This is a genomic window from Methanocaldococcus jannaschii DSM 2661, from assembly GCF_000091665.1.
Lineage (GTDB): Archaea > AGJL01 > Methanococci > Methanococcales > Methanocaldococcaceae > Methanocaldococcus > Methanocaldococcus jannaschii.
Map to the genome: position 1 here is coordinate 1,049,992 of NC_000909.1, position 19,976 is coordinate 1,069,967.

The window sequence follows — 19,976 nt, forward strand, 5'->3', positions numbered from 1 at the left end:
GTTATCAAAAGTAATTAAAATAAGACCGTTTCGGAATGGAAATTCGTTATCTGGTCTCATGTATGGTTCCAAAAACTTCAATGTGAGAATTAAAATAAGACCGTTTCGGAGTGGAAATTATAGTCATTTGATTTACATACACTAACTCTGTAAGCTCTTGTATTAAAATAAGACCTCTTGGAGAATGGAAATTAGATAGATTATTATTTTTAGTGATTAAAATCAGACCGATTTGGAATGGAAACAATAGGGTTTTATCTCTTTTTCATAAATTTCTATTGATTAAAATCAGCCTCTTAGAAGTATAAAACGGGATTTTATATCTTTTAAAGCTGAAAATTATAAATTTGAAAGTAAGAATAATTTTTAACCTTAATAGTAAGATATTAAATAGACAAAACTTTTTTTATCTTAAGCTACAGAATTATAGAAACTTTTTTAAAAGAATTAAACAAATCTTAAAGAGCAGAGTATATACAATTTGGTGATATTATGGACAAAAAATCCAAATTAATAAACCTGCTAAAAGAGGTTGGTTGTATAAGATTTGGAGAATTTATCTTAGCCTCTGGTAAAAAAAGTAACTACTACATAGACATAAAAAAAGCCACCACAAACCCAGAAATTTTAAAGTTAGTTGGAGAAATTATTGCTGAGCAAATAAAGGATGAAGATGTAAAAGTTGCTGGAGTAGAGCTTGGTTCTGTCCCTATAGCTACAGCTGTCTCAATTATTGCTCAAAAACCACTATTAATTGTTAGAAAGAAACCTAAGGATTACGGAACTAAAAATAAGATAGAAGGAGAGCTAAAAGAAGGAGATAAGGTTGTTATTGTGGAGGATGTTACTACAACTGGAGGAAGTGTGCTAAAGGCAGTTAAAGAGATTAGGGAAAATGGTGGAATTGTTGATAAAGTTTTTGTTGTTGTTGATAGGTTAGAAGGAGCTAAAGAAAACCTACAAAAAGAGAATGTTGAATTAATCCCATTAGTTACTGTTAAGGAGCTACAATCCACTCAATAAATCTAAAAACCTCTTAGTCCATAGGGGAAACCCCTATTGGGATACTCCCCGTCCATTAAGTTGCTCCTTTCAGGAGCAATTAATGTCCATTTTAAGCTTATAATCCACTCAATAAATCTAAAAACTTCTTAGTTTTCTCTTTTTTAACCTTACCAAATTTCTCTAATTTGCTAACATCTACATTTTTATCCTTTAAAATTTCTTTTATTGGTTCTATGAGTGCAATTTTTTTAAGTAAGTCTTCAATATCCTTCTTTTTGAAGTTAAATCTTTCCACAGCATCCCAGTCGTGAATTAAGTATAAAGCAACTCCACCAATGTTCTTTAAAGGAATCTGATATTTTGGCAACTCCTCCTCCAATTTAAATTTTAAATCTAAAACATCCACACAATTAATCCCATCAACACTCATCCAAGATAAAAATCCTCTCTGTGGAGTAATCATAATAGATGGGAACAAATTACTCCTTGCCCTCTCATCTGGTGTTTTGTAGAGATAAAATTTAAAAACATCTTCAGAAAATCTCTTTATCAAAATATCTTTTGATATTTTTTTAGATAATTCATTTTTAATCTTAATTGCCTTTTTTAACGGTTCAATTGGTTCTCCATCTCTATATAATCCTTCTTTTTCCAAAATCTCTTTAAGTTCAAGCTCTTTTAATTTTCTTTCTTCCATGCATCTAACGTCTAAAATTCCCCCACTTATATCTGCCTCTTCTCTAAATAATAAGCAGAGTTCTAAATATCTGTTAAGGTATTTTTTTTCTTCTTCATTAAGCAATTTATCAATTTTTTCATTTATTGCTTTTTCAATCTCATCTTTGTAAGTGTTGAGATAGCCGATAGCTAATACTCTCCTAACATACTGGTCATCTATAATCTTATTTTTTGAGAAATTCCTTTTTATTGATGTAATTATAGCATTTCCAAACTTCTCTTTGATGTATTTCTCATAGTTTTTGTCTTCAACTTTAATTCTCTTAAATTCTCTCTTTCCTTTATCAATAACTATAAGGGATATTGTATAGGATGTTAAAATCCCTCTACCCTTTGGTTCTAAGATATCTAAAAATTCTTTATATGTTGTGACTAAATAAGGTGGAAATTCAAACATTATCTTTTTATAAGAACCATCTAAAGGCAAGTTTGGAGGTAAATTTATGTTTCCAATATCTTCAGTTAAATGGGCTAAGGCAATTTTATGGGCAACTAAGGCATGTCTAACCCTCTCTAAGATACCTTTTTTCTCACTTGCTATTCTTCTCAAATATGTGCTGTAGCTTGCAATCTCTTGTAATCCTTCACTATCATAACCTCCTTTCAACTTTCCAACATTTTTATATGGGGAATCAAACTCTAAAAACTCCATTTTTGATTTTAAATCTTGTAAAATCTCTAAGTTTTTTTCTAAGGTTAATATAATATCAGATAATTTAGTTTTATCAATTGTTTTGTTTTTTATTTTACCAACTACCTCTTTTAATTTATCGTTAATCTCATTTAAAGAATCCAAAAATTCATTGGCATTCTTTATTAAATTGCTTGTGCTCTCCATGGCTATTCAACTCAATAATCTTTCCGTTTCTTGGATTTACATACTTCGGAATAGAGATATTCTGTAAATTCCCATTAACAATGTCTTTAAATAAATCGATTATGTGAGAATATTCTCTCTCTGTATAGGCAAATAACTTACAATCCCTAATAAAAACTTTACCATACTTCTTTAAAAACCTCTCTGCCCTCTCCTTCTCAAATACCGGAGGCCCTTCTCTCAAAGCAATTTTTGGTAGTTCATACACTAAAAATTCCCAATACAGATAGCAATAGTTATCATCTGCAAAACACTTGCTATTCAAAATTACAAATTCATTTTTAACAATAACTTTATTTATACTTTTTTGAAGCTTCTCCATCTGTGGATAGATGATGTCATCAACAACATTCTCCCTTGGGATTTTTAATATTAATCTATATCCATGCTCTCTATTTTCCAAAATCTCCTCTAACTTTTTAGCATAGTCCTTAAAGAACTCAATAGAAGGATTTTTTAAAAATTGTCTTGAGTAGAATATGAATCTGCAGAAGTTATCTTTGCTTAACGGAGAGGCTACATTTCTATTTAAATCTACTGGGTCATAGACAATAAACGGTTCATCAAACTTTTTTAGCTTATTAATATCAACATCTTTATAAATTTCAAATATGTCTTTTAAAATTATCTTCTTCCCAATTCTCCAATTTTGAGCCTCTTTTAATAGATTTATGAATGAACCATAGTGTAGAATCAACAACTCACATAAATAGCCAGAGAATCCTTTAGTTTTTACGTCAGAACCATATAATCCCAAACTCTTTAAAAATGCCTTTAACAACCTAACTTCATCACAAAGCCTTTCATTCAACCTACTAATTAAAAATTTATGATGCAATGGAGTTCTATCAACTGCAGATATTATTTTTTCTCCAAAGTCTATCTTATAGCATGGGACTATATCAACTTCATAACCATCAACTTCACCATTAACATAGGGATGAGAGGCATAGTTTATGTTATAAGAGCCGTTTAACCTCTTTATTGCCTCTGTTCCTATTTTTAATCCAATCTCTTCTAATTCATCTTCAGAAACTGATTTGTCAAACAATACAAAAATATCAATATCATAGTCATCCTTTAAATTTGTGTTTCTTGCTGAAGAGCCAACCAATAAAACCTCTAAGATTGGATAGCTATTCTCTCTGACTATTTCCCAAATTTTATCAATGATTTCATTAGCTTTAAGTTGCAGTTTTTCCATATCTTCCTTTGAAGGCTTTATTTCATTTAAAACTTCTTTTAATATCTCCTCTATTGTCAAAACAATCACCGAACTAAAACTTATTGTTATTAATAATGGACATTAATTAGGGCTGAAAGCCCTAACTTAATGGACGGGAGGTATCCCAATAGGAGGTTTCCTCCTATGGTTTTCAAAACAATCACCATCATGCTATTAATGATATTAAAATCCCAACTATACCAAAGAATATCCCAATTATCCATAAAACTGTAACTAAGTGAGGCTCTCTCATTGGTTTATACTTCAATATAAGCCTTGGTAGGGATAGATAGCCACCTATATAGTATAGCTTCCCATCTTCTTTGAGAGTTGTTGGTTTATGCTCATCCCTACTCATAACCCCAGCACTTAGATATTTTAAAGAGGCATCTATCACATAAGGCATCATTATAACTAAAAATGGGATATATTCCTTATAAACTACTGCTAAGACAGCTAAGAAAGCTCCAATTGGTAGAGTTCCAACATCTCCTGGAAAAACCTTTGCTGGATATTTGTTAAATATCAATAGCCCTAAATAGGATGCAGAGAATATCAAAGCGGATAAAAATCCAGTTGTATAATTATCTAAGAATAAAACCAAAGCTAATGAAATAGAAGCTATAACTCCCATTCCTATCTCCAATCCATTAAAACCAGCTAACATATTAGTTAAATTTGAGGAAATCATGATTCCTAAAGCAATAATCAAAATTTCTATCAAATTAACATAAGAATTGTTATAAAACAAAATTCCTATTATCAAACCAGAAATAAATAACAATATTAATTTTTCTTTTGGTGAGAGCTTAGCTATATCATCAACAATTCCTATAATTCCAGCAGTAATTATTGGTAAAACAAAAATTGGATTTACAAATGGGATAAATAAAGCATTAGAAAACAATACTGCTAAGCCCCCCATCTCTGGAACTTTAATCTTCTCTTTTTTATGCAAATCATAGCCAAATTTATAATTAATCATCTTCTTCATTAAAAATTTACACAATACTGCTGAAAATATAAAAGCAATTATTGTATATGTAAATAAGTTGATAAAATAATGCCCCATAACTATCCCCTTTATAATGAAGATAAAAGAAGTTAAAGTTTAGGATATATATGTTTTTTGCTAAAAAATTATAGAAATTCTTTTATTATTTTCCTTACTTCCCTAAGCAATAAAAGTAGATTAATAATGGCAAGGATAACTAAAACTATTAAAAAAATTGCACCAATGCTTTTAAAGTCCATCATAAAATACTTTTCAAAATATTTAAAAACAAATAGATAGTATGGTAAAAGATAAGCCAAAAATATCCAAAAAATCAGTAAAAAGATATTAATTAGGATATTTTTATATTTCATAATTAACCCTTATTCATTTTCCTCATTTTTTACTGACTTTTCTAATGCTTTTTCTAATTTTTCTGTAGCTATTCTAATGCCTTCTTCAATTTCTTCTGAGAATATATGTCCTATATTTATAAGCACAGTAACTGCCCATAAAACTAATATTATAAGCACTATTCCAGCCAATACTGGAGTTATTCCTGAAATTACAGGCAAGAAGAATAAATAAGCTATTATAGCAACGATTAAGTATGCTAATCCTCTTAAGCCCCTTCTGTATTTTTTAAGTTTTTCTTCATTTACCCTACTTCCTGCTAATTTTACAGCAATTATATCTGCTATTCCATCCATTAACTCCCCAAAGTCTTTAGTAACTCTTAGCAAGACAATAATTAAAGCTATGGTTATTATTGCTGAGATTATTGGCTTTAAAGCAGTTAATCCAAATAAATATGGATTTCCAAGCATATCAGCAATTGGAATAAACACTAAAATGCCAAATACCCAAATTAAACCTGCAACTACTAAATTGATTATTATTTGAGGAATGTTTTCTTTCAACTTCAATATCCCCTCTTTATATACTTTCTCAACTATGTCCATAATATCACCATTATCCTACTTTTGTTCATTTCTTGTCAATAAATAAAAATATTAGAACTTCTATATATAACTTTCTATCAAAATTAGCACATTTTTAATTTATTAGCTAAATTTACAATCTTTTTAGCCCTATCAATATCAATCTCATTATTGGCTTTCCCATCTTTCTTTATCCATGTCCCAATTATAAAACCATCTGCATAGCTCCAGAGGATTCTTAGGTTGTTATAATTTGTTCCAGAACCAACAATAACTGGAACATCAACCAATTCCTTAGCTAATTTTAGCTTTTCAATATCAACCTCCTTTCCCGTTCTCTTACCGCTGATAATTACAGCATCAGCTAAACCTCTCTCAACGGTATCCAACAATGAGCTTTCAAAGTCTATAAAATGATATGCATGCTTTACATGAACATCTGCAAAAACCTTTATCTTACTTGGAAGCAACTTTTTTAGCTTGGCTAATTCATAAGCTTTGCCTTCGATAATCCCTTGGTCTGTAAATGCAACACCAGATAAGACATTAACTCTAATAAAATCTGCTTTAACAACATAAGCTATGGAGTAAGCCCCTATAGCATCGTTTCTTAAGATATTTATTCCCAATGGGAGAGATACCTCCTCTTTTATAGCTTTTGCTATTACAGCCATTGATGCAATGGTTATCTTATCAGCCTCTTTTTTAAATGGAGCATCTCCAAAGTTTTCTATCATTACAGCATCAAATCCAGCTTCTTCAAGTTTTTTAGCTTCTTTTATAGCAAAATCTACAATATCATCAAAGTTGTCATTGTAATGATAACTACCAGGCAATGGTTTTAGATGAACCATCCCAATCAATGGTTTTTTCTTAAACATAGGTATCACACTAGCTTATAATTTTAAAATTCACTAACAATCTTCCTCTTCAACATATCTAAAAACTCATTAATTCTCTTCTTTGAAAATCCATATTTCTTAGCAACCTTATAAATCATCTTCTCCCCACCACTTCCATACTGTGCGGCTTTCTTTGGTCTATAGGCAATATAATCTGGCAAATACTGGGAAGCAACATCCCTCAAAATCTTCTTTCTAACAGACCTTACGCACTTTATATTTAAATTGGTATTTTTGAGCCCATTTATGGGCTCACTTTTCAATGAAATATTAGACTCTGCGTAAGGTCTGTTACTAAGTTCAGACATCTTATATTCAATAGGAATTGATAAAGCAATTTCAACAACCTCCTCATCTAAGAAAGGAACTCTCAACTCAACACCATTAGCCATTGTACAGTGGTCATCTCTCTCTAAATTTACCTTATATAAATTATAAACATCCTTCAATAGCTCTTTTTTCAGCTCCTCCTCCCCTCTCTCCCTATAAATTCTCTCATGCCTTGCATAGCCTCCAAATAACTCATCAGCTCCTTGCCCAGATAGAACAACCTTTAATCCATCCTCATTTGCCATCTCTGAAGCTACATAGATAGGGATTCCAACTCCAATCTTCATTAAATCAACTTCATCTATTGCCTTAGCTACCTTAAACACATACTCCTCATACTCCTCTTCTGAAATAATCTTCTTCCTTAGCTTTAAATTTAAATCTTTAGCCAATCTTTCAGCATAGATTAAATCTTCACTATTTTCAGTTCCAACGGCATACAATATAACTTCACAGTATAGAGATGCTAATTTAGCAATCAATGAGCTATCAACTCCTCCAGAGCATATAATTCCAACTTTGTCCAAACCCCTGACCCTCTTTAAAACAGAGTTTTTCAATGCTCTATCTAAATACTCCTTAGCCTCCTCATAACTCCTCTCTTTCATGTAATTTAACTCCAACTTTTTAAAGCCTTCAATAATTTCAAACCTATTATCATCTAAATAATAAATCAACTGTGAATTTGGCTTCAATGTTTTGATTTTGCTATTTAGCTCATCTAAATCTCTCTCACAGCCATCGATATTTATAAGTAGATGCCACAACGCCTTTCTTTCAGAGGCAAAGGCAAAGTATTTATCCCTATCTACATAAAATAATGGCTTAACTCCAAACATATCCCTTGCCAACCTCACAACATTCTTAGATTTATCATATATGGCAAAGGCATAGTCTCCATCCAACTCTTCCAACTTCTCCTCTTCATATAGATGAATTATAACCTCATTATCACTGTCTGTCCTAAATTCATGATTTTGTTTTAGATATTCCCTCAACTCAATATAATTGTAAATCTCTCCATTACAAACTAACCATATAGTTTCATCCTCATTTGGAATAGGTTGAACTCCATACCTCCCAACAATTGCCAATCTATTATGAGCCAAGCTTAAGTTTCCAATCATCTCCTCCTCTAAATCCTCAACATCCTCAAAATCGTTAAAATATATAACTTCATCATCCAACAACAGCCCAGAGTTATCTCTCCCTCTGTGCTTTAAAATCTTCATCATATCTATGGAGTATTTAGCAGATATTTGATTGTCTTTAACAATTATTCCACTTATAGAGCACATGTCTCTCACATTTTTAAATATACCTTATTTTTTAATATTAGCTAACACAACTTAACATTTTATGCTAAATATTTGCAAAATTTTAATTTAAATATCTTAATAAAGATTAAATCAATTTATTATAAATAACCTTAGAGGTTTTAAAATGGATGCTCTAATTATGGCTGGTGGTAAAGGAACAAGAATGGGTGGAGTTGAAAAGCCGTTGATTAAGCTTTGTGGTAGATGTCTTATAGATTATGTTGTCTCTCCCTTATTAAAATCAAAGGTAAATAATATATTTATCGCTACCTCTCCAAATACACCAAAGACAAAGGAATATATAAATTCAGCATATAAAGATTACAAAAATATTGTAGTTATAGACACATCTGGTAAAGGTTATATAGAAGATTTAAATGAATGTATTGGATATTTCTCAGAACCATTCTTAGTTGTTAGCTCTGACTTAATTAACTTAAAATCGAAAATTATTAATAGTATAGTTGATTATTTTTATTGTATTAAAGCTAAGACTCCAGATGTTGAAGCATTAGCTGTTATGATTCCAAAAGAAAAATATCCAAACCCCTCAATTGATTTCAACGGCTTAGTTCCTGCAGGGATAAATGTTGTATCCCCAAAGCATGGATATCAAAAAGAAGAAATTATGGTTATTGATGAGCTGATATTCAATATAAATACTAAAGATGATTTAAAACTTGCTGAAATGCTTTTGAAAAAAGATGGGTTATAAATATAAAAATCTAATGGGGATAAAATGGAAAAAATGCCAGCTAAGTTATTGTTTGAGAGAAGTATAATAGGAAATAAGGGTAGCGTAATAGGAAAAGTTAAAGATATCGTGTTTGATGAAAAAGTTGGTAGATTGGTTTCTTTAGAAGTAGAACCAGCTGAACACAGCCCAATAATGAGAGAAGAAGGAAGAAACGTCTTAATTCCTTATAAACTTGTAGTAGCTATTAAAGATGTTGTTGTAATCGATGAAACAAATTTGAATAGAGTAAATATAAGGGTAGCTGAACACTAAAAAACCAATAGTTCTTTGCAAATGTGATTAAAAACTAACTAAGGAAAGTATGCCTTTCTTTATTACAAAATGTTTTACAAAGAGCTACAAATAACTATTTTTGGTGTGAAAATATGGAATTTACAAAGATGCATGCCCTTGGGAATGATTACATAGTTATTAATGAATTTGACGGGGAAAAAGTTAAAGAAGAAGAAAAAGCAGAGTTCTCAAGAAAAATTTGTAGAAGAGGTTTTTCAGTAGGTGCTGATGGAGTTATTTTCATCCAAAAGCCAACATCTGATGAATACGATGTAAGATTTAGAATATTTAACAGTGACGGCTCTGAGGCAGAGATGTGTGGTAATGGAATTAGATGTTTTTCAAAATACGTTTATGAGAGAATAATGAAAAAAAATCCTTTAAAAGTAGAGACAAAAGGGGGCTTAAGAGTATCTGAAATGGAGATAGAAGGAGATGAAGTAAAGAAGATTAAAGTTTATATGGGAGTTCCAAAGTTTAAATTAAAAGATATACCAATGGTTGTTGATGGTTATAAAGAGGATGATGAATTTTTGAATGGAGAGTTAAAATTAAAGAATCCATATTTACCTAAGGTCAAGTTGAGTGTCGTTAATGTTGGAAATCCACATGCGGTTATATTTGTTGAAGATAACAACATAGATTTAGATTTTGTTAGAGAACACTTGGATGTTATTGGGAAAGAGATAGAACACCATGAAGCATTCCCAGAGAGAATTAATGTGCATTTTGTAAAAGTTTTGAATCCTAATGAAATTAGGATTGTTACCTGGGAGAGGGGAGCTGGATACACAACTGCATGCGGAACAGGAACAACAGCTTCTGTAATTATGGCTCACAAACTTGGTAAAACAAATAATAGGGTTTTAGCTCACTTAGATGGTGGAGATTTGGAGATTGAGATTAAAGATGATGGAGTTTATATGATTGGAGATGCAGTAATGGTTTATGACGCCAAATTGATAAATATTGGCTGGTAAATTATGAAAGTAGATTTAACCATTGAATATAGAGGAAAATTAATTACTCCAAATCAAATAAAACTTTTAATTGCCTTACATAAAACAAAATCCCAAAATGAGGCAGCTAAGTTATTAAATATAAAGCCTTCCTCTTTTAATATTCAATTAAAAAGATTGGAGAATAAGTTAGGGGTTAAGCTTTATTACTCCTCACCAAATGGGACGGTTTTAACTGATGCTGGCTTAGAGATTTTAGAAACTTACAACTCATATAGCAAAAGATTAAAAAATCACTTTTTTACAGTTTCTGGATTTGTGAGTGGGGAGATTGCCAAAATATTATTTGGAAATCCAATAATAACCTCTTTTGATAACGCTTTAAAATTGCTAAAGATGGGGTTTGTTGATGTCTTAGGGGTTGATGACAGCTATTGGATTTATAGGTTGGGAGATGAGAGATTTTTAAAGTCAGAGATTGGGAGTTGTGATTTTAACATATTTTTAATTGCCTACGACAACTTTGTAATGGTTAGTAAAAAAGAGTTTAATTATAAAAACTTAGTTGGCATAAGATTTAGCTCACAGAGGATAGTTTATAACATTTTAAAGAAAGAAGGTATAAAATTTAAAGTTAAAGTAAGGGTAAAAAATCCGTTTAGAGCTATAGAGTTAGTTAATGAGGGCTATAGCTTATTTTTAAATGAGAGTTTATTGAGATATATAGATGGAGATTTTAATGTAATTTATCCTAACTTTTATGAAAAGACAGTTCATGCAATAAATTTTATTAGCTTTGGTAAAGATATTGAAATTGATAAAAAAGAAATTAAAAAAATAAAAAAATTGGGTTTTAAAATTTGAATTAAATTATTTATAAAATCTTCACTCTTAAGCCGAACTTTTCAAACATTTTAAAATCATTATCGTAGGTTAATAAAATATTGACGCAATTAATAAATCTTTTACTGATGGAATTTTGCCTTCTTTTTTTAGTTTTTTAAATATATTGCCAGCAATCTTTGATGATTTATCATCAAAATTTAGTTTTGGTAAGCTGTCAATCATTATCATTTCATTTTCTTTTAGATTACCACAATATAACTCAAAAACTGTTATGGATGTTATTTTACAGTTGTAATCACAAATTTGATATAGAGTATCTTTATTTCCTCTAAATATCTCTATTATTACACTTGTATCAATGACTGCATCCATTTTTCTGCCTCTTTAAGTTCTTTTTTTAATTTTTCTACATCCTCCTCACTTCTTGAACCAAAGGCAATCATAAAAACATCCAAGTTTTTTCTCTTTCTCTCTTCCAACAATTCTTTTATAAACTCTGAAACTGACTTTCTACCTTTAAGTTTTAATAATTCTTTATAAACATCATCATCTATAGTTATAGTTGCCATATTTATCACCTCAATGATAATATTTTATAATTTTGTAATATTATAAAAATGTTAGAATTTGTAATAAGGGGGAATAACCATGAATGTTTTTGATAAATACGCTGAGGAATACGATAAATGGTTTGATGAAAATGAAATTATTTATAAATCAGAGATTGAAGCATTAAAAAGACATATTCCAAAAGGAAGAGGTTTAGAGATAGGAGTAGGAACCGGAAGATTTGCTAAACCTTTTAATATAAAAATTGGTGTTGATATATCGAAAGAAATGGCTAAAATAGCTGAAAAGAGAGGAATAAAAGTTATAATAGCAAAAGGTGAAGATTTGCCTTTCAAAGATGAAGAGTTTGATTTTTTTTTAATAAATACTGTCTTAGAGTTTGCAGAAAATCCAAAAAAGATGATAGAAGAGGCAAAAAGGGTTTTAAAAAGAGGAGGAAAGATAATTATTGGAATTATTGATAGGGATAGCTTTTTAGGAAAGATGTATGAAGAAAAAAAGCAAAAAAGTAAATTCTACAAAGATGCAAATTTTTTATCAGCTAAGGAAGTTATAGAAATGCTAAAAGAATTAGGATTTAAAAATATAAAAGCCACACAAACGATTTTTAAAGAAATTGATAAAGTTGATAAGGTTGAAGTTAAAGAAGGTTATGGAGAAGGTGGATTTGTAGCTATTTCTGCTGAAAAGATTTAACTGGAGGTATAAGAATGGATAAAATCTTAGAGATTTTAAAGGATTTTGGCATTGTAGAGCTAAGGCCACCACAGAAAAAGGCATTGGAAAGAGGATTATTGGATAAGAATAAAAATTTTTTAATATCTATTCCAACAGCATCTGGAAAAACACTAATTGGAGAGATGGCTTTAATAAATCACTTATTGGATGGGAATAAAAATCCTACAAACAAAAAGGGTATCTTCATAGTGCCTTTAAAGGCATTGGCATCAGAGAAGTATGAGGAGTTTAAAAGCAAATATGAGCGGTATGGGTTGAGAATAGCCTTATCAATAGGGGATTATGATGAAGATGAGGATTTAAGCAAATATCATTTAATTATAACGACAGCTGAGAAACTTGACTCTCTATGGAGACATAAAATTGACTGGATTAATGATGTTTCTGTTGTTGTGGTTGATGAAATTCATCTAATTAATGATGAAACAAGAGGAGGGACGTTAGAGATTTTATTGACTAAATTAAAAGAGTTCAATGTACAAATTATTGGTTTATCTGCAACTATTGGAAATCCAGATGAGTTGGCTGAGTGGCTTAATGCTGAGCTTATAGTTGATGATTGGAGACCTGTTGAGTTGAAAAAAGGCATTTACAAAAATGAAGCCATAGAGTTTATAAATGGAGAAATTAGAGAGATAAAGGCAGTTGATAATAACGATATTTACAACTTAGTTGTTGATTGTGTAAAGGAAGGAGGATGCTGTTTAGTATTCTGCAACACCAAAAGAAATGCCGTTAATGAGGCAAAGAAATTAAATTTAAAGAAATTTTTAACTGAAGAGGAAAAAATAAGATTAAAAGAAATAGCTGAAGAGATTTTATCTATCTTAGAGCCACCAACTGAGATGTGTAAAACCTTAGCTGAATGCATCTTAAACGGCTCTGCCTTTCATCATGCTGGTTTAACTTATCAGCATAGAAAGATTGTTGAAGATGCGTTTAGAAAGAGGTTAATTAAGGTTATCTGTTGCACTCCTACACTCTGCCTAAATGCAAACACTGAAATACTGCAAGAGAGCGGATTTAGGAAAATTACTGAATTAAATAAAGACGAAAAAGTCTTTGCATTATGTGGAAAGGAGATAAAACCAGTAGATGGTTGGAAAGTCCATAAAACTCCACAGCATGAATACAACATCGTTGTAAAAACAGTAAATGGTTTAGAAATCACTACAACTCCAAATCATATATTTTTAGTTAAAGAAAATGGTTCTTTAAAAGAAAAAGAGGCAAAGGATTTAAAAGTTGGAGATTATGTAGCGACAGTTGATAGAATAAGAGTTAAGGAGAAAGATATTGATTTATCTAATGGAGACCTTTATTTCATTGGATATTTCATAGGAGATGGTTATACCGGAGTTATAGAAAAAAATACTCTTAAAGCCACTCCAGACCTTGCATTTAATCCAAAATATCCCCCAAATTTTGATGATTCTGAACTTCACAAAAAATACTTTTTGAAATGTAGAATATCAAAAGGTGTTGCTCATTATATATACTCGAAAAAACTAAGAAAAATCTTTAATAAATTAAATATGCTCACAAAAGATAACAAAAACATTGATGCATTTTGTAATCTTCCATTGGATAAGTTAGCATATCTTATTGCAGGATTGTTTGATAGTGATGGATATATATACTTAAATAGAAAAAACATTGAATTCTATTCAATATCTGAAAAATTGGTTGAACAATTACAGTTTGTATTGTTAAGATTTGGGATTCATAGCAGTATTAGAAAAAAGAAAACTAAAACTATGGTATCTCCAACAAATGGCAAAGAATACAAATGTAAAGACATTTATGTATTAACAATTAGAGATTTTATGAGTATAAAAAGATTTTATGAGAACATCCCACTAAGACATGAAGAGAAGAGAAGAAAATTAGAAGAAATCATAAAAAATAAAGAAATTGGACAAATTCCTTCGGAATTTGTAGCTCTCCGCTTCACTCCGATTGCCAAAATATGGTGTGATTGTGGATTTAGTGTTGATTTGACCATGTTTAAACCAAGAACTAAAAGGCAGAGAGAGTTAAATAAAAAACGTGTAAAATTACTTTTTGAACTATTGGATGGAAAAAAATTAATTACAAACTATAAAGAATATTATTCAAAGAGAAAAAATCCTTATTTTGACTTTATTGTAAGAGAAAAAATTAATGGAAACAATTATTACTCTTTAAATGAAAAAGGCAGAGTTTTAATGAGTCTCCTAAATAAACACATAAAAGATAAAGAAAACTTAGAAGAGATGTATAACTTTTTAGTAAATCTCGAAAAATGTCCAATTTGTGGTAAGCCAATTCATAAAGAGATGAGATATAGCTGGAAAAAAGAATGCTATGATGGAGACATTTATTGGGATAGAATTAAAGAAATTAAAAAGATAAAAGTAAATGACAAGTATGCCTATGACATAGAACTGCCAGACGATGGAAGCAACAGCCATTATATTGTGGCAAATGGATTTATAGTGCATAACTCTGCTGGGCTGAACTTACCGTGTAGAAGGGCAATAGTTAAAGACTTAACAAGATTTACAAATAAAGGGATGAGATACATCCCAATAATGGAAATCCAACAATGTATAGGAAGAGCTGGAAGACCAGGATTAGACCCATATGGAGAAGGGATAATCGTAGCAAAGAATGATAGAGATTATTTAAGGGCTTATCAGGCATTGACGCAAAAACCAGAGCCAATATATTCAAAGCTCTCAAATCAAGCAGTTTTAAGAACTCAACTTTTAGGACTTATTGCTACTGGAGAGATTAGAGATGAGTATGATTTAGAATGGTTTATAAGAAATACCTTCTATGCTCATCAATATGGAAATTTGAGGGAAGTTGCTAAAAATATTAATGAAGTCATTAGATTTTTGGAAGAGAATGAGTTTATTATTGATTTTATGCCAACAGAATTAGGAAAGAGAGTTTCTGAACTCTACATAGACCCATTGTCAGCTAAATTCATCATAGATGGATTGGAAGAGATGGAGAATGAAGAAGAGATTTATTATCTCTACCTAATTTCAAAAACCTTGGAGATGATGCCAAATTTAAGAGTTTATAACTCTGAAGAGTTAAATTTAATTGATGAAATGGACTCTCTTGGAATAAAAAGCTTTGAGATTGAGGATTTAGAGGCATTTAAAACAGCTAAGATGCTGTATGATTGGATTAATGAAGTTCCAGAAGATGAAATTTTAAAGAGATATAAGATTGAACCAGGGATTTTGAGATATAAGGTTGAAAATGCTGTTTGGATAATGCATGCATTAAAAGAGATTGCTAAATTAATTGGTAAAAGCTCAGACATTCCAGAGAAGTTGGAGATAAGGTTAGAATATGGAGCTAAGGAAGATATTATTGAGTTGTTGAGCATAAAGTATATTGGAAGGGTTAGAGCAAGAAAGCTGTATAATGCTGGAATTAGAAGTATTGAGGATATTATAAACAACCCTTCAAAAGTGGCTTCAATTATTGGAGAAAAAATAGCTAAAAAGATTTTGGATGAGTTGGGAGTTAAATTTGGACAGCAAAAACTAAGTTTTTAAATTTTTGAATTTAACTTTTAAGTTGGATTCACCATTTATTGTCGCTAAGGAAGCTCCGAGCTTTATCTCGGAGAGAAGGTCAGAAATAAGGTATTTAGCGGTTTATCTAATAAAATAACCTCGGTTCTACAACTAAAGCTCTTGCTAAAGCTACTAGCCCATATTTTATTTTTCCAACATTTTCTGGATTTAAATCACTAACTATGACATTTTCAGAACTAAAGGTATTAACAATCTCTTTAACGCTGGCTGAAATCCAATAATTCCAATCTTTTCTGGTTTTAATTCTTTAAATATTCAACTAACTTTTTTGCACATCTCATAACAGCATTTAAAGTGGCAATTATCTCAGCTCTATTTCCTTTATCTAACAGCTCTCTAATTGTTCCTTTAAATTCAACTGGCTTATCTGTGAAGGCATCCCACAACAACCCTTAAAATTAGTCCTCAACAAAATCTCTTTTCCACTCATTAAAGGATAGTCTTTAATTCTGGTTGTATCTAACTCTCTTAATATTTCTTTAACATCTATTGTATTTTTCACCATCATAGTTGTTTTTGCAAAGTTATTAAAATTAATTAAGGAAATTTGAACATCCTAAAAGCATTCATTTATGCCTTTTTTTATTACAAAATTTTTTACAAGAAACTATGAGCTTATTAAAAATTTATTAATGAGATAAACTATTGTAACAATTGCAATATATATTGAATATTTTAGTCTTCAATAACTTCGAAACCATATTTCTTAAACGCTTGTTTATAAAGATGAGTCTTTTATAAATTGACTTAGACTCTATTTTCTTTTTTAATAAGGACAAGATTTATATATTGAATTTCCATAATATATTTTAACAATTTAAAATTTAAAAATTAAATGGGGGAGATAGAATTAAAAGAAGGGCATTGTTAATTTTAAGAAAAGACAGTAAATTTGATAGAAAAAGTATAGAGGAGCTTAAAGAATTAGCTGAAGTTCTCTATAACCCAGTAAAAACAATAGTTCAAATTAGAAAAGCTGACCCAAAGTATCAAATTGGTAGTGGATTAGTTGAAAGAATCGCTGAAAATATTAAAGAGGAGAATATAGAGATTGTTATAGTTGGAAATATCTTAACTCCTTCACAAAAATACAACTTAGCTAAGAAATTTAAAGTTGAAGTTATTGATAAGATTGAGCTTGTTTTAAGGATATTCTATAAGCATGCAAGAACTAAAGAAGCTCAATTGCAGGTTAGATTGGCAGAATTGCAGTATGAGTTACCAAGGGCAAGGGAGAAAGTAAGATTAGCAAAGATGGGGGAACAGCCGGGATTTGGAGGATATGGGGATTATGAAGTTGAAAAATACTACCAAAAGGTAAAAAGGGAGATAGCAACAATAAAAAGAAAATTAGAAAAGCTCAGGGAGCATAGAAGGGTAGCAAGGAAAGGAAGGGCTAAATTTGATACTGTTGGTTTAATTGGTTATACAAACGCAGGAAAAACCAGCTTATTAAATGCATTAACTGGAGAGAACAAAGAATCAAAAAATCAGGTTTTTACAACATTAACTACAACAACAAGGGCTATAAAAGGTATTAAGAGAAAGATATTGGTTACCGATACAGTTGGATTTATTGATGATTTGCCCCCATTTATGATTGAGGCATTCTTATCAACAATTGAAGAGAGTGCAGACAGCGATTTGATATTAATTGTTGTAGATGCGTCCGATGATATTGAAGAAATTAAAAGAAAATTAAAGGTAAATCATGAAATTTTAAGTAAAATTAATTGCAAAGCCCCAATAATAACTGTATTTAACAAAGTAGATAAGATTACAAAGGAAAAAAAGAGAAAAATTTTAGAAGAGTTAGATAGATACATAGTGAATCCAATATTTGTCTCTGCAAAATACGACATAAATATGGATTTACTTAAGGAGATGATTATAGAGCATCTCAATCTCTCCATCGGAACTATTGAGACAGACAATCCAAGGCTTATATCCTATTTGTATGAGAACACTGAGATTATTGAAGATATCTTAGAAGATAACAAGCATATAATAACATTCAGAGCAAAAGAAAGAGATGTAAATAGGATTTTAAAGCTGCATAAATCTGCAGTATAAATTTAGTGAAATACGCTCAGAGGTATAATTAGAAAAATTTAAATTAAATCTGGTGAAAATATGGATGTTCTAAAAAGTCTGCCTGTTACTGACAATCATATACATGTTGATGACAAACACGGCTATGGAGCTGAAAAGGTAGCTAAAACATTCTATAACGCTGGAGGAAAGGTAATGATAGTTTTAAATAAACCAACATTTGATGGAAACCTAACAGCATCAATGGACATCTTAGTTAGAGATGTTGAGATAATAAACAAAAACACACCAGTTAAAGCTTTTGGATTAGTTGGAGTTCATCCAGCTGAGCTAACATACTTGATGAAATTTATGAGCTTGGAGGAGGCAAAACAAAGAATTGTTGATGCCTTAAATTATGCAAAAAAGCTTGTTGAGGAGTATGATTTTATTGTAGGAATTGGTGAAGTTGGAAGACCTCACTATCCTGTAAGTGAAGATGTTTGGAAAGCATCAAATGAGATTTTAAAATATTGTATGGAATTGGCAAAAGATATTGGTTGTGCAATCCAAATTCATGCTGAGAGTTCAACAGAAGAGCAGTTTAAAGAGTTTTCTGAAATGGCTAAAGAGGTTGGATTGAATCCAGAAAAGGTCGTTAAGCATCATTGTGGGAATATGGTTTTGGAGGGAGAGAGATATGGTATTTTTCCTTCAATTTTAGCATCAAGAGTAAATGAAGACGTTGTTAAAAAATCTTTAAGGTTTGTTATGGAAACTGACTATATTGATGATTTAAAAAGGCCAGGAGTTGCCTTAGGAATAAAAACAGTCCCAAGAGTTACAAGGAGATTGATTGAGAAGGGAGTTTTGGATGAAGAGGGTGTTTATAAAATCCATAAGGAGAATATAGAGAGGATTTATGATATGGATTTAGAATTGTAACTATTCTCTCCATTTTTTGTAGTATTTTAGGTATATCTCATCTCCTGTTTTATTGTAAAGCCATAGCATCTGCAGTCTATGTAGATGTTCATAATGTTTATTGCATCTATGACCTAAAGCATCGTAATAACTCCAATCTCCAGCATCATACATTGGAAGAAATGTTTTTATTGATTTTAAACCTTCTTTGTAAAGGTATAGAGCATCAGCGTTCCCTGTTTTGTTTCCAAAGTCTCCAATCCATAGAGTGGCTGTGATAAACCCATTTAGCACATAGGGTGGATTTTCAGATGCATACTCTGGAAACCAATAGTAGCTTTTATTTTTATAGATTCTGATTTTTAATAACCCTCCTTTTTCAACAGGAACTTTGAAGGCATTTATGGCTAAATTTGCATAATTTAAATACCTCTCATCTCCAGTAGCTTCATAAGCTAAATATAAGGTCTTTAAGCAGCCTGCTTGGCATAATGCTCCTCTCCAACCCTTAGATAGATTATAAAGTGGGAATTCAAAATTATACCTCCAAACAATAAAAGTGATGTTCTTTTCATCTACTTCAGCAGTTTCTTTATCTGCTTGAGATATTAGATACTCTGTTAAAAATAGTCCTCTTTTTAAATATCTCTCAGCCTCTTTAGGATTTTTATCTTTTAACTTAAAATATTTATAGAAACATTTTCTTGCCTCTTCATTGACATTGTGGGGAGTTATCTGATAACCAATATACTTTCCACATATCGTGCCATAGTAAGTAACTGGCATATTTACATTTTCAACTGTAAAAGGTTTTGGATTTTTGAAATATTGGATAACTGGATTTTCAGAATATAAAGGTTGAGATGCTCCAACAAAATATCCGAAAACAAAGATTAAAACGGCTATAAATAAAAAAAGAATAATTTCAAATTTCTTCATAAGAAT

19 protein-coding genes are annotated in these 19,976 nt (G+C 30.6%); 9 read left to right on the top strand and 10 right to left on the bottom strand.

Going from position 1 to position 19,976, the window contains the following annotated elements; genetic code table 11:
* Positions 1-492: 492 nt before the first annotated feature.
* Complete coding sequence (gene pyrE, locus MJ_RS05935) at positions 493-1,023, top strand: orotate phosphoribosyltransferase (RefSeq protein ID WP_010870621.1); 531 nt, start codon at positions 493-495, stop codon at positions 1,021-1,023.
* A 97-nt stretch (positions 1,024-1,120) separates the two neighbouring features.
* Here pyrE and MJ_RS05940 read toward each other — a convergent pair whose 3' ends face one another.
* The 6 genes from MJ_RS05940 to asnB all read right to left on the bottom strand — a co-directional run bounded on the left by MJ_RS05940 (position 1,121) and on the right by asnB (position 8,310).
* Positions 1,121-2,581 (bottom strand): DUF530 family protein, encoded by a 1,461-nt coding sequence (locus tag MJ_RS05940; RefSeq protein ID WP_010870622.1) that lies wholly within the window; start codon positions 2,579-2,581, stop codon positions 1,121-1,123.
* Positions 2,544-3,893 carry a CCA tRNA nucleotidyltransferase gene (gene cca / locus MJ_RS05945; RefSeq protein ID WP_010870623.1) on the bottom strand — a complete coding sequence of 450 codons (1,350 nt, stop codon included), beginning with the start codon at positions 3,891-3,893 and terminating at the stop codon, positions 2,544-2,546. The genes MJ_RS05940 and cca overlap by 38 nt, the downstream gene beginning before the upstream one ends.
* Before the next feature lie 118 nt (positions 3,894-4,011).
* Positions 4,012-4,917, bottom strand: coding sequence for an MraY family glycosyltransferase (locus MJ_RS05950; protein WP_010870624.1), 906 nt, complete (start codon positions 4,915-4,917; stop codon positions 4,012-4,014).
* A 305-nt stretch (positions 4,918-5,222) separates the two neighbouring features.
* The gene (locus MJ_RS05960) at positions 5,223-5,801 is read right to left on the bottom strand and encodes a hypothetical protein (protein ID WP_010870625.1); all 579 of its coding nucleotides are present in this window, start codon (positions 5,799-5,801) and stop codon (positions 5,223-5,225) included.
* Between the two features lie 83 nt (positions 5,802-5,884).
* Complete coding sequence (locus MJ_RS05965) at positions 5,885-6,661, bottom strand: BtpA/SgcQ family protein (RefSeq protein WP_064496728.1); 777 nt, start codon at positions 6,659-6,661, stop codon at positions 5,885-5,887.
* 23 nt (positions 6,662-6,684) lie between these two features.
* The gene (gene asnB, locus MJ_RS05970; protein ID WP_064496729.1) at positions 6,685-8,310 is read right to left on the bottom strand and encodes an asparagine synthase (glutamine-hydrolyzing); all 1,626 of its coding nucleotides are present in this window, start codon (positions 8,308-8,310) and stop codon (positions 6,685-6,687) included.
* A 145-nt stretch (positions 8,311-8,455) separates the two neighbouring features.
* Here asnB and cobY point away from each other — a divergent pair, with 145 nt between their 5' ends.
* The 4 genes from cobY (at position 8,456) to MJ_RS05990 (ending at position 11,184) form a co-directional block, all read left to right on the top strand.
* Positions 8,456-9,046, top strand: coding sequence for an adenosylcobinamide-phosphate guanylyltransferase (gene cobY, locus MJ_RS05975; RefSeq protein ID WP_010870628.1), 591 nt, complete (start codon positions 8,456-8,458; stop codon positions 9,044-9,046).
* A 24-nt stretch (positions 9,047-9,070) separates the two neighbouring features.
* A complete protein-coding gene (locus MJ_RS05980; protein WP_010870629.1) occupies positions 9,071-9,340 on the top strand; it encodes a PRC-barrel domain-containing protein in 270 nt (89 codons plus the stop codon).
* Between the two features lie 113 nt (positions 9,341-9,453).
* Entirely contained in the window at positions 9,454-10,341 is an 888-nt protein-coding gene (gene dapF, locus MJ_RS05985) for a diaminopimelate epimerase (RefSeq protein ID WP_010870630.1), read from the top strand.
* 3 nt (positions 10,342-10,344) lie between these two features.
* Positions 10,345-11,184, top strand: a complete 840-nt coding sequence (locus MJ_RS05990; protein ID WP_010870631.1) for a helix-turn-helix domain-containing protein — start codon at positions 10,345-10,347, stop codon at positions 11,182-11,184.
* Between the two features lie 69 nt (positions 11,185-11,253).
* On the opposite strand, the gene MJ_RS05995 is transcribed toward MJ_RS05990, so the two are convergent.
* Positions 11,254-11,538: a type II toxin-antitoxin system VapC family toxin gene (locus tag MJ_RS05995; protein ID WP_010870632.1), complete on the bottom strand. Its 285-nt coding sequence runs from the start codon at positions 11,536-11,538 to the stop codon at positions 11,254-11,256.
* On the bottom strand, positions 11,511-11,735 hold the full coding sequence (locus tag MJ_RS06000) for an antitoxin VapB family protein (protein ID WP_064496730.1): 225 nt from the start codon (positions 11,733-11,735) through the stop codon (positions 11,511-11,513). The genes MJ_RS05995 and MJ_RS06000 overlap by 28 nt, the downstream gene beginning before the upstream one ends.
* Positions 11,736-11,814: 79 nt before the next feature.
* Between MJ_RS06000 and MJ_RS06005 the strand changes: the two genes are divergently transcribed.
* Both MJ_RS06005 and MJ_RS06010 read left to right on the top strand, forming a co-directional pair.
* On the top strand, positions 11,815-12,432 hold the full coding sequence (locus MJ_RS06005) for a class I SAM-dependent methyltransferase (RefSeq protein ID WP_010870634.1): 618 nt from the start codon (positions 11,815-11,817) through the stop codon (positions 12,430-12,432).
* Positions 12,433-12,446: 14 nt separating this feature from the next.
* Positions 12,447-16,034: a DEAD/DEAH box helicase gene (locus MJ_RS06010; RefSeq protein ID WP_010870635.1), complete on the top strand. Its 3,588-nt coding sequence runs from the start codon at positions 12,447-12,449 to the stop codon at positions 16,032-16,034.
* A gap of 281 nt (positions 16,035-16,315) precedes the next feature.
* On the opposite strand, the gene MJ_RS09750 is transcribed toward MJ_RS06010, so the two are convergent.
* Positions 16,316-16,465, bottom strand: a complete 150-nt coding sequence (locus tag MJ_RS09750; protein WP_244409377.1) for a hypothetical protein — start codon at positions 16,463-16,465, stop codon at positions 16,316-16,318.
* Between the two features lie 475 nt (positions 16,466-16,940).
* Here MJ_RS09750 and hflX point away from each other — a divergent pair, with 475 nt between their 5' ends.
* Both hflX and MJ_RS06020 read left to right on the top strand, forming a co-directional pair.
* Positions 16,941-18,149 carry a GTPase HflX gene (hflX, locus tag MJ_RS06015; protein ID WP_010870637.1) on the top strand — a complete coding sequence of 403 codons (1,209 nt, stop codon included), beginning with the start codon at positions 16,941-16,943 and terminating at the stop codon, positions 18,147-18,149.
* A 60-nt stretch (positions 18,150-18,209) separates the two neighbouring features.
* Entirely contained in the window at positions 18,210-19,052 is an 843-nt protein-coding gene (locus MJ_RS06020) for a TatD family hydrolase (protein ID WP_010870638.1), read from the top strand.
* Here MJ_RS06020 and MJ_RS06025 read toward each other — a convergent pair whose 3' ends face one another.
* On the bottom strand, positions 19,053-19,970 hold the full coding sequence (locus tag MJ_RS06025; protein ID WP_064496731.1) for a D-glucuronyl C5-epimerase family protein: 918 nt from the start codon (positions 19,968-19,970) through the stop codon (positions 19,053-19,055).
* Positions 19,971-19,976: the final 6 nt, after the last annotated feature.

What these genes read in the sequence shown, in the direction of transcription:
- cobY (WP_010870628.1), top strand. Translation starts at nt 8,456, where the DNA reads ATGGATGCTCTAATTATGGCTGGTGGTAAAGGAACAAGAATGGGTGGA.
- MJ_RS05950 (WP_010870624.1), bottom strand. Translation starts at nt 4,917, where the DNA reads ATGGGGCATTATTTTATCAACTTATTTACATATACAATAATTGCTTTT.
- MJ_RS05940 (WP_010870622.1), bottom strand. Translation starts at nt 2,581, where the DNA reads ATGGAGAGCACAAGCAATTTAATAAAGAATGCCAATGAATTTTTGGAT.
- MJ_RS06020 (WP_010870638.1), top strand. Translation starts at nt 18,210, where the DNA reads ATGGATGTTCTAAAAAGTCTGCCTGTTACTGACAATCATATACATGTT.
- asnB (WP_064496729.1), bottom strand. Translation starts at nt 8,310, where the DNA reads ATGTGCTCTATAAGTGGAATAATTGTTAAAGACAATCAAATATCTGCT.
- MJ_RS05965 (WP_064496728.1), bottom strand. Translation starts at nt 6,661, where the DNA reads ATGTTTAAGAAAAAACCATTGATTGGGATGGTTCATCTAAAACCATTG.
- MJ_RS05990 (WP_010870631.1), top strand. Translation starts at nt 10,345, where the DNA reads ATGAAAGTAGATTTAACCATTGAATATAGAGGAAAATTAATTACTCCA.
- MJ_RS05980 (WP_010870629.1), top strand. Translation starts at nt 9,071, where the DNA reads ATGGAAAAAATGCCAGCTAAGTTATTGTTTGAGAGAAGTATAATAGGA.
- MJ_RS06000 (WP_064496730.1), bottom strand. Translation starts at nt 11,735, where the DNA reads ATGGCAACTATAACTATAGATGATGATGTTTATAAAGAATTATTAAAA.
- MJ_RS05960 (WP_010870625.1), bottom strand. Translation starts at nt 5,801, where the DNA reads ATGGACATAGTTGAGAAAGTATATAAAGAGGGGATATTGAAGTTGAAA.
- MJ_RS06025 (WP_064496731.1), bottom strand. Translation starts at nt 19,970, where the DNA reads ATGAAGAAATTTGAAATTATTCTTTTTTTATTTATAGCCGTTTTAATC.
- dapF (WP_010870630.1), top strand. Translation starts at nt 9,454, where the DNA reads ATGGAATTTACAAAGATGCATGCCCTTGGGAATGATTACATAGTTATT.
- pyrE (WP_010870621.1), top strand. Translation starts at nt 493, where the DNA reads ATGGACAAAAAATCCAAATTAATAAACCTGCTAAAAGAGGTTGGTTGT.
- MJ_RS06010 (WP_010870635.1), top strand. Translation starts at nt 12,447, where the DNA reads ATGGATAAAATCTTAGAGATTTTAAAGGATTTTGGCATTGTAGAGCTA.
- MJ_RS06005 (WP_010870634.1), top strand. Translation starts at nt 11,815, where the DNA reads ATGAATGTTTTTGATAAATACGCTGAGGAATACGATAAATGGTTTGAT.
- MJ_RS05995 (WP_010870632.1), bottom strand. Translation starts at nt 11,538, where the DNA reads ATGGATGCAGTCATTGATACAAGTGTAATAATAGAGATATTTAGAGGA.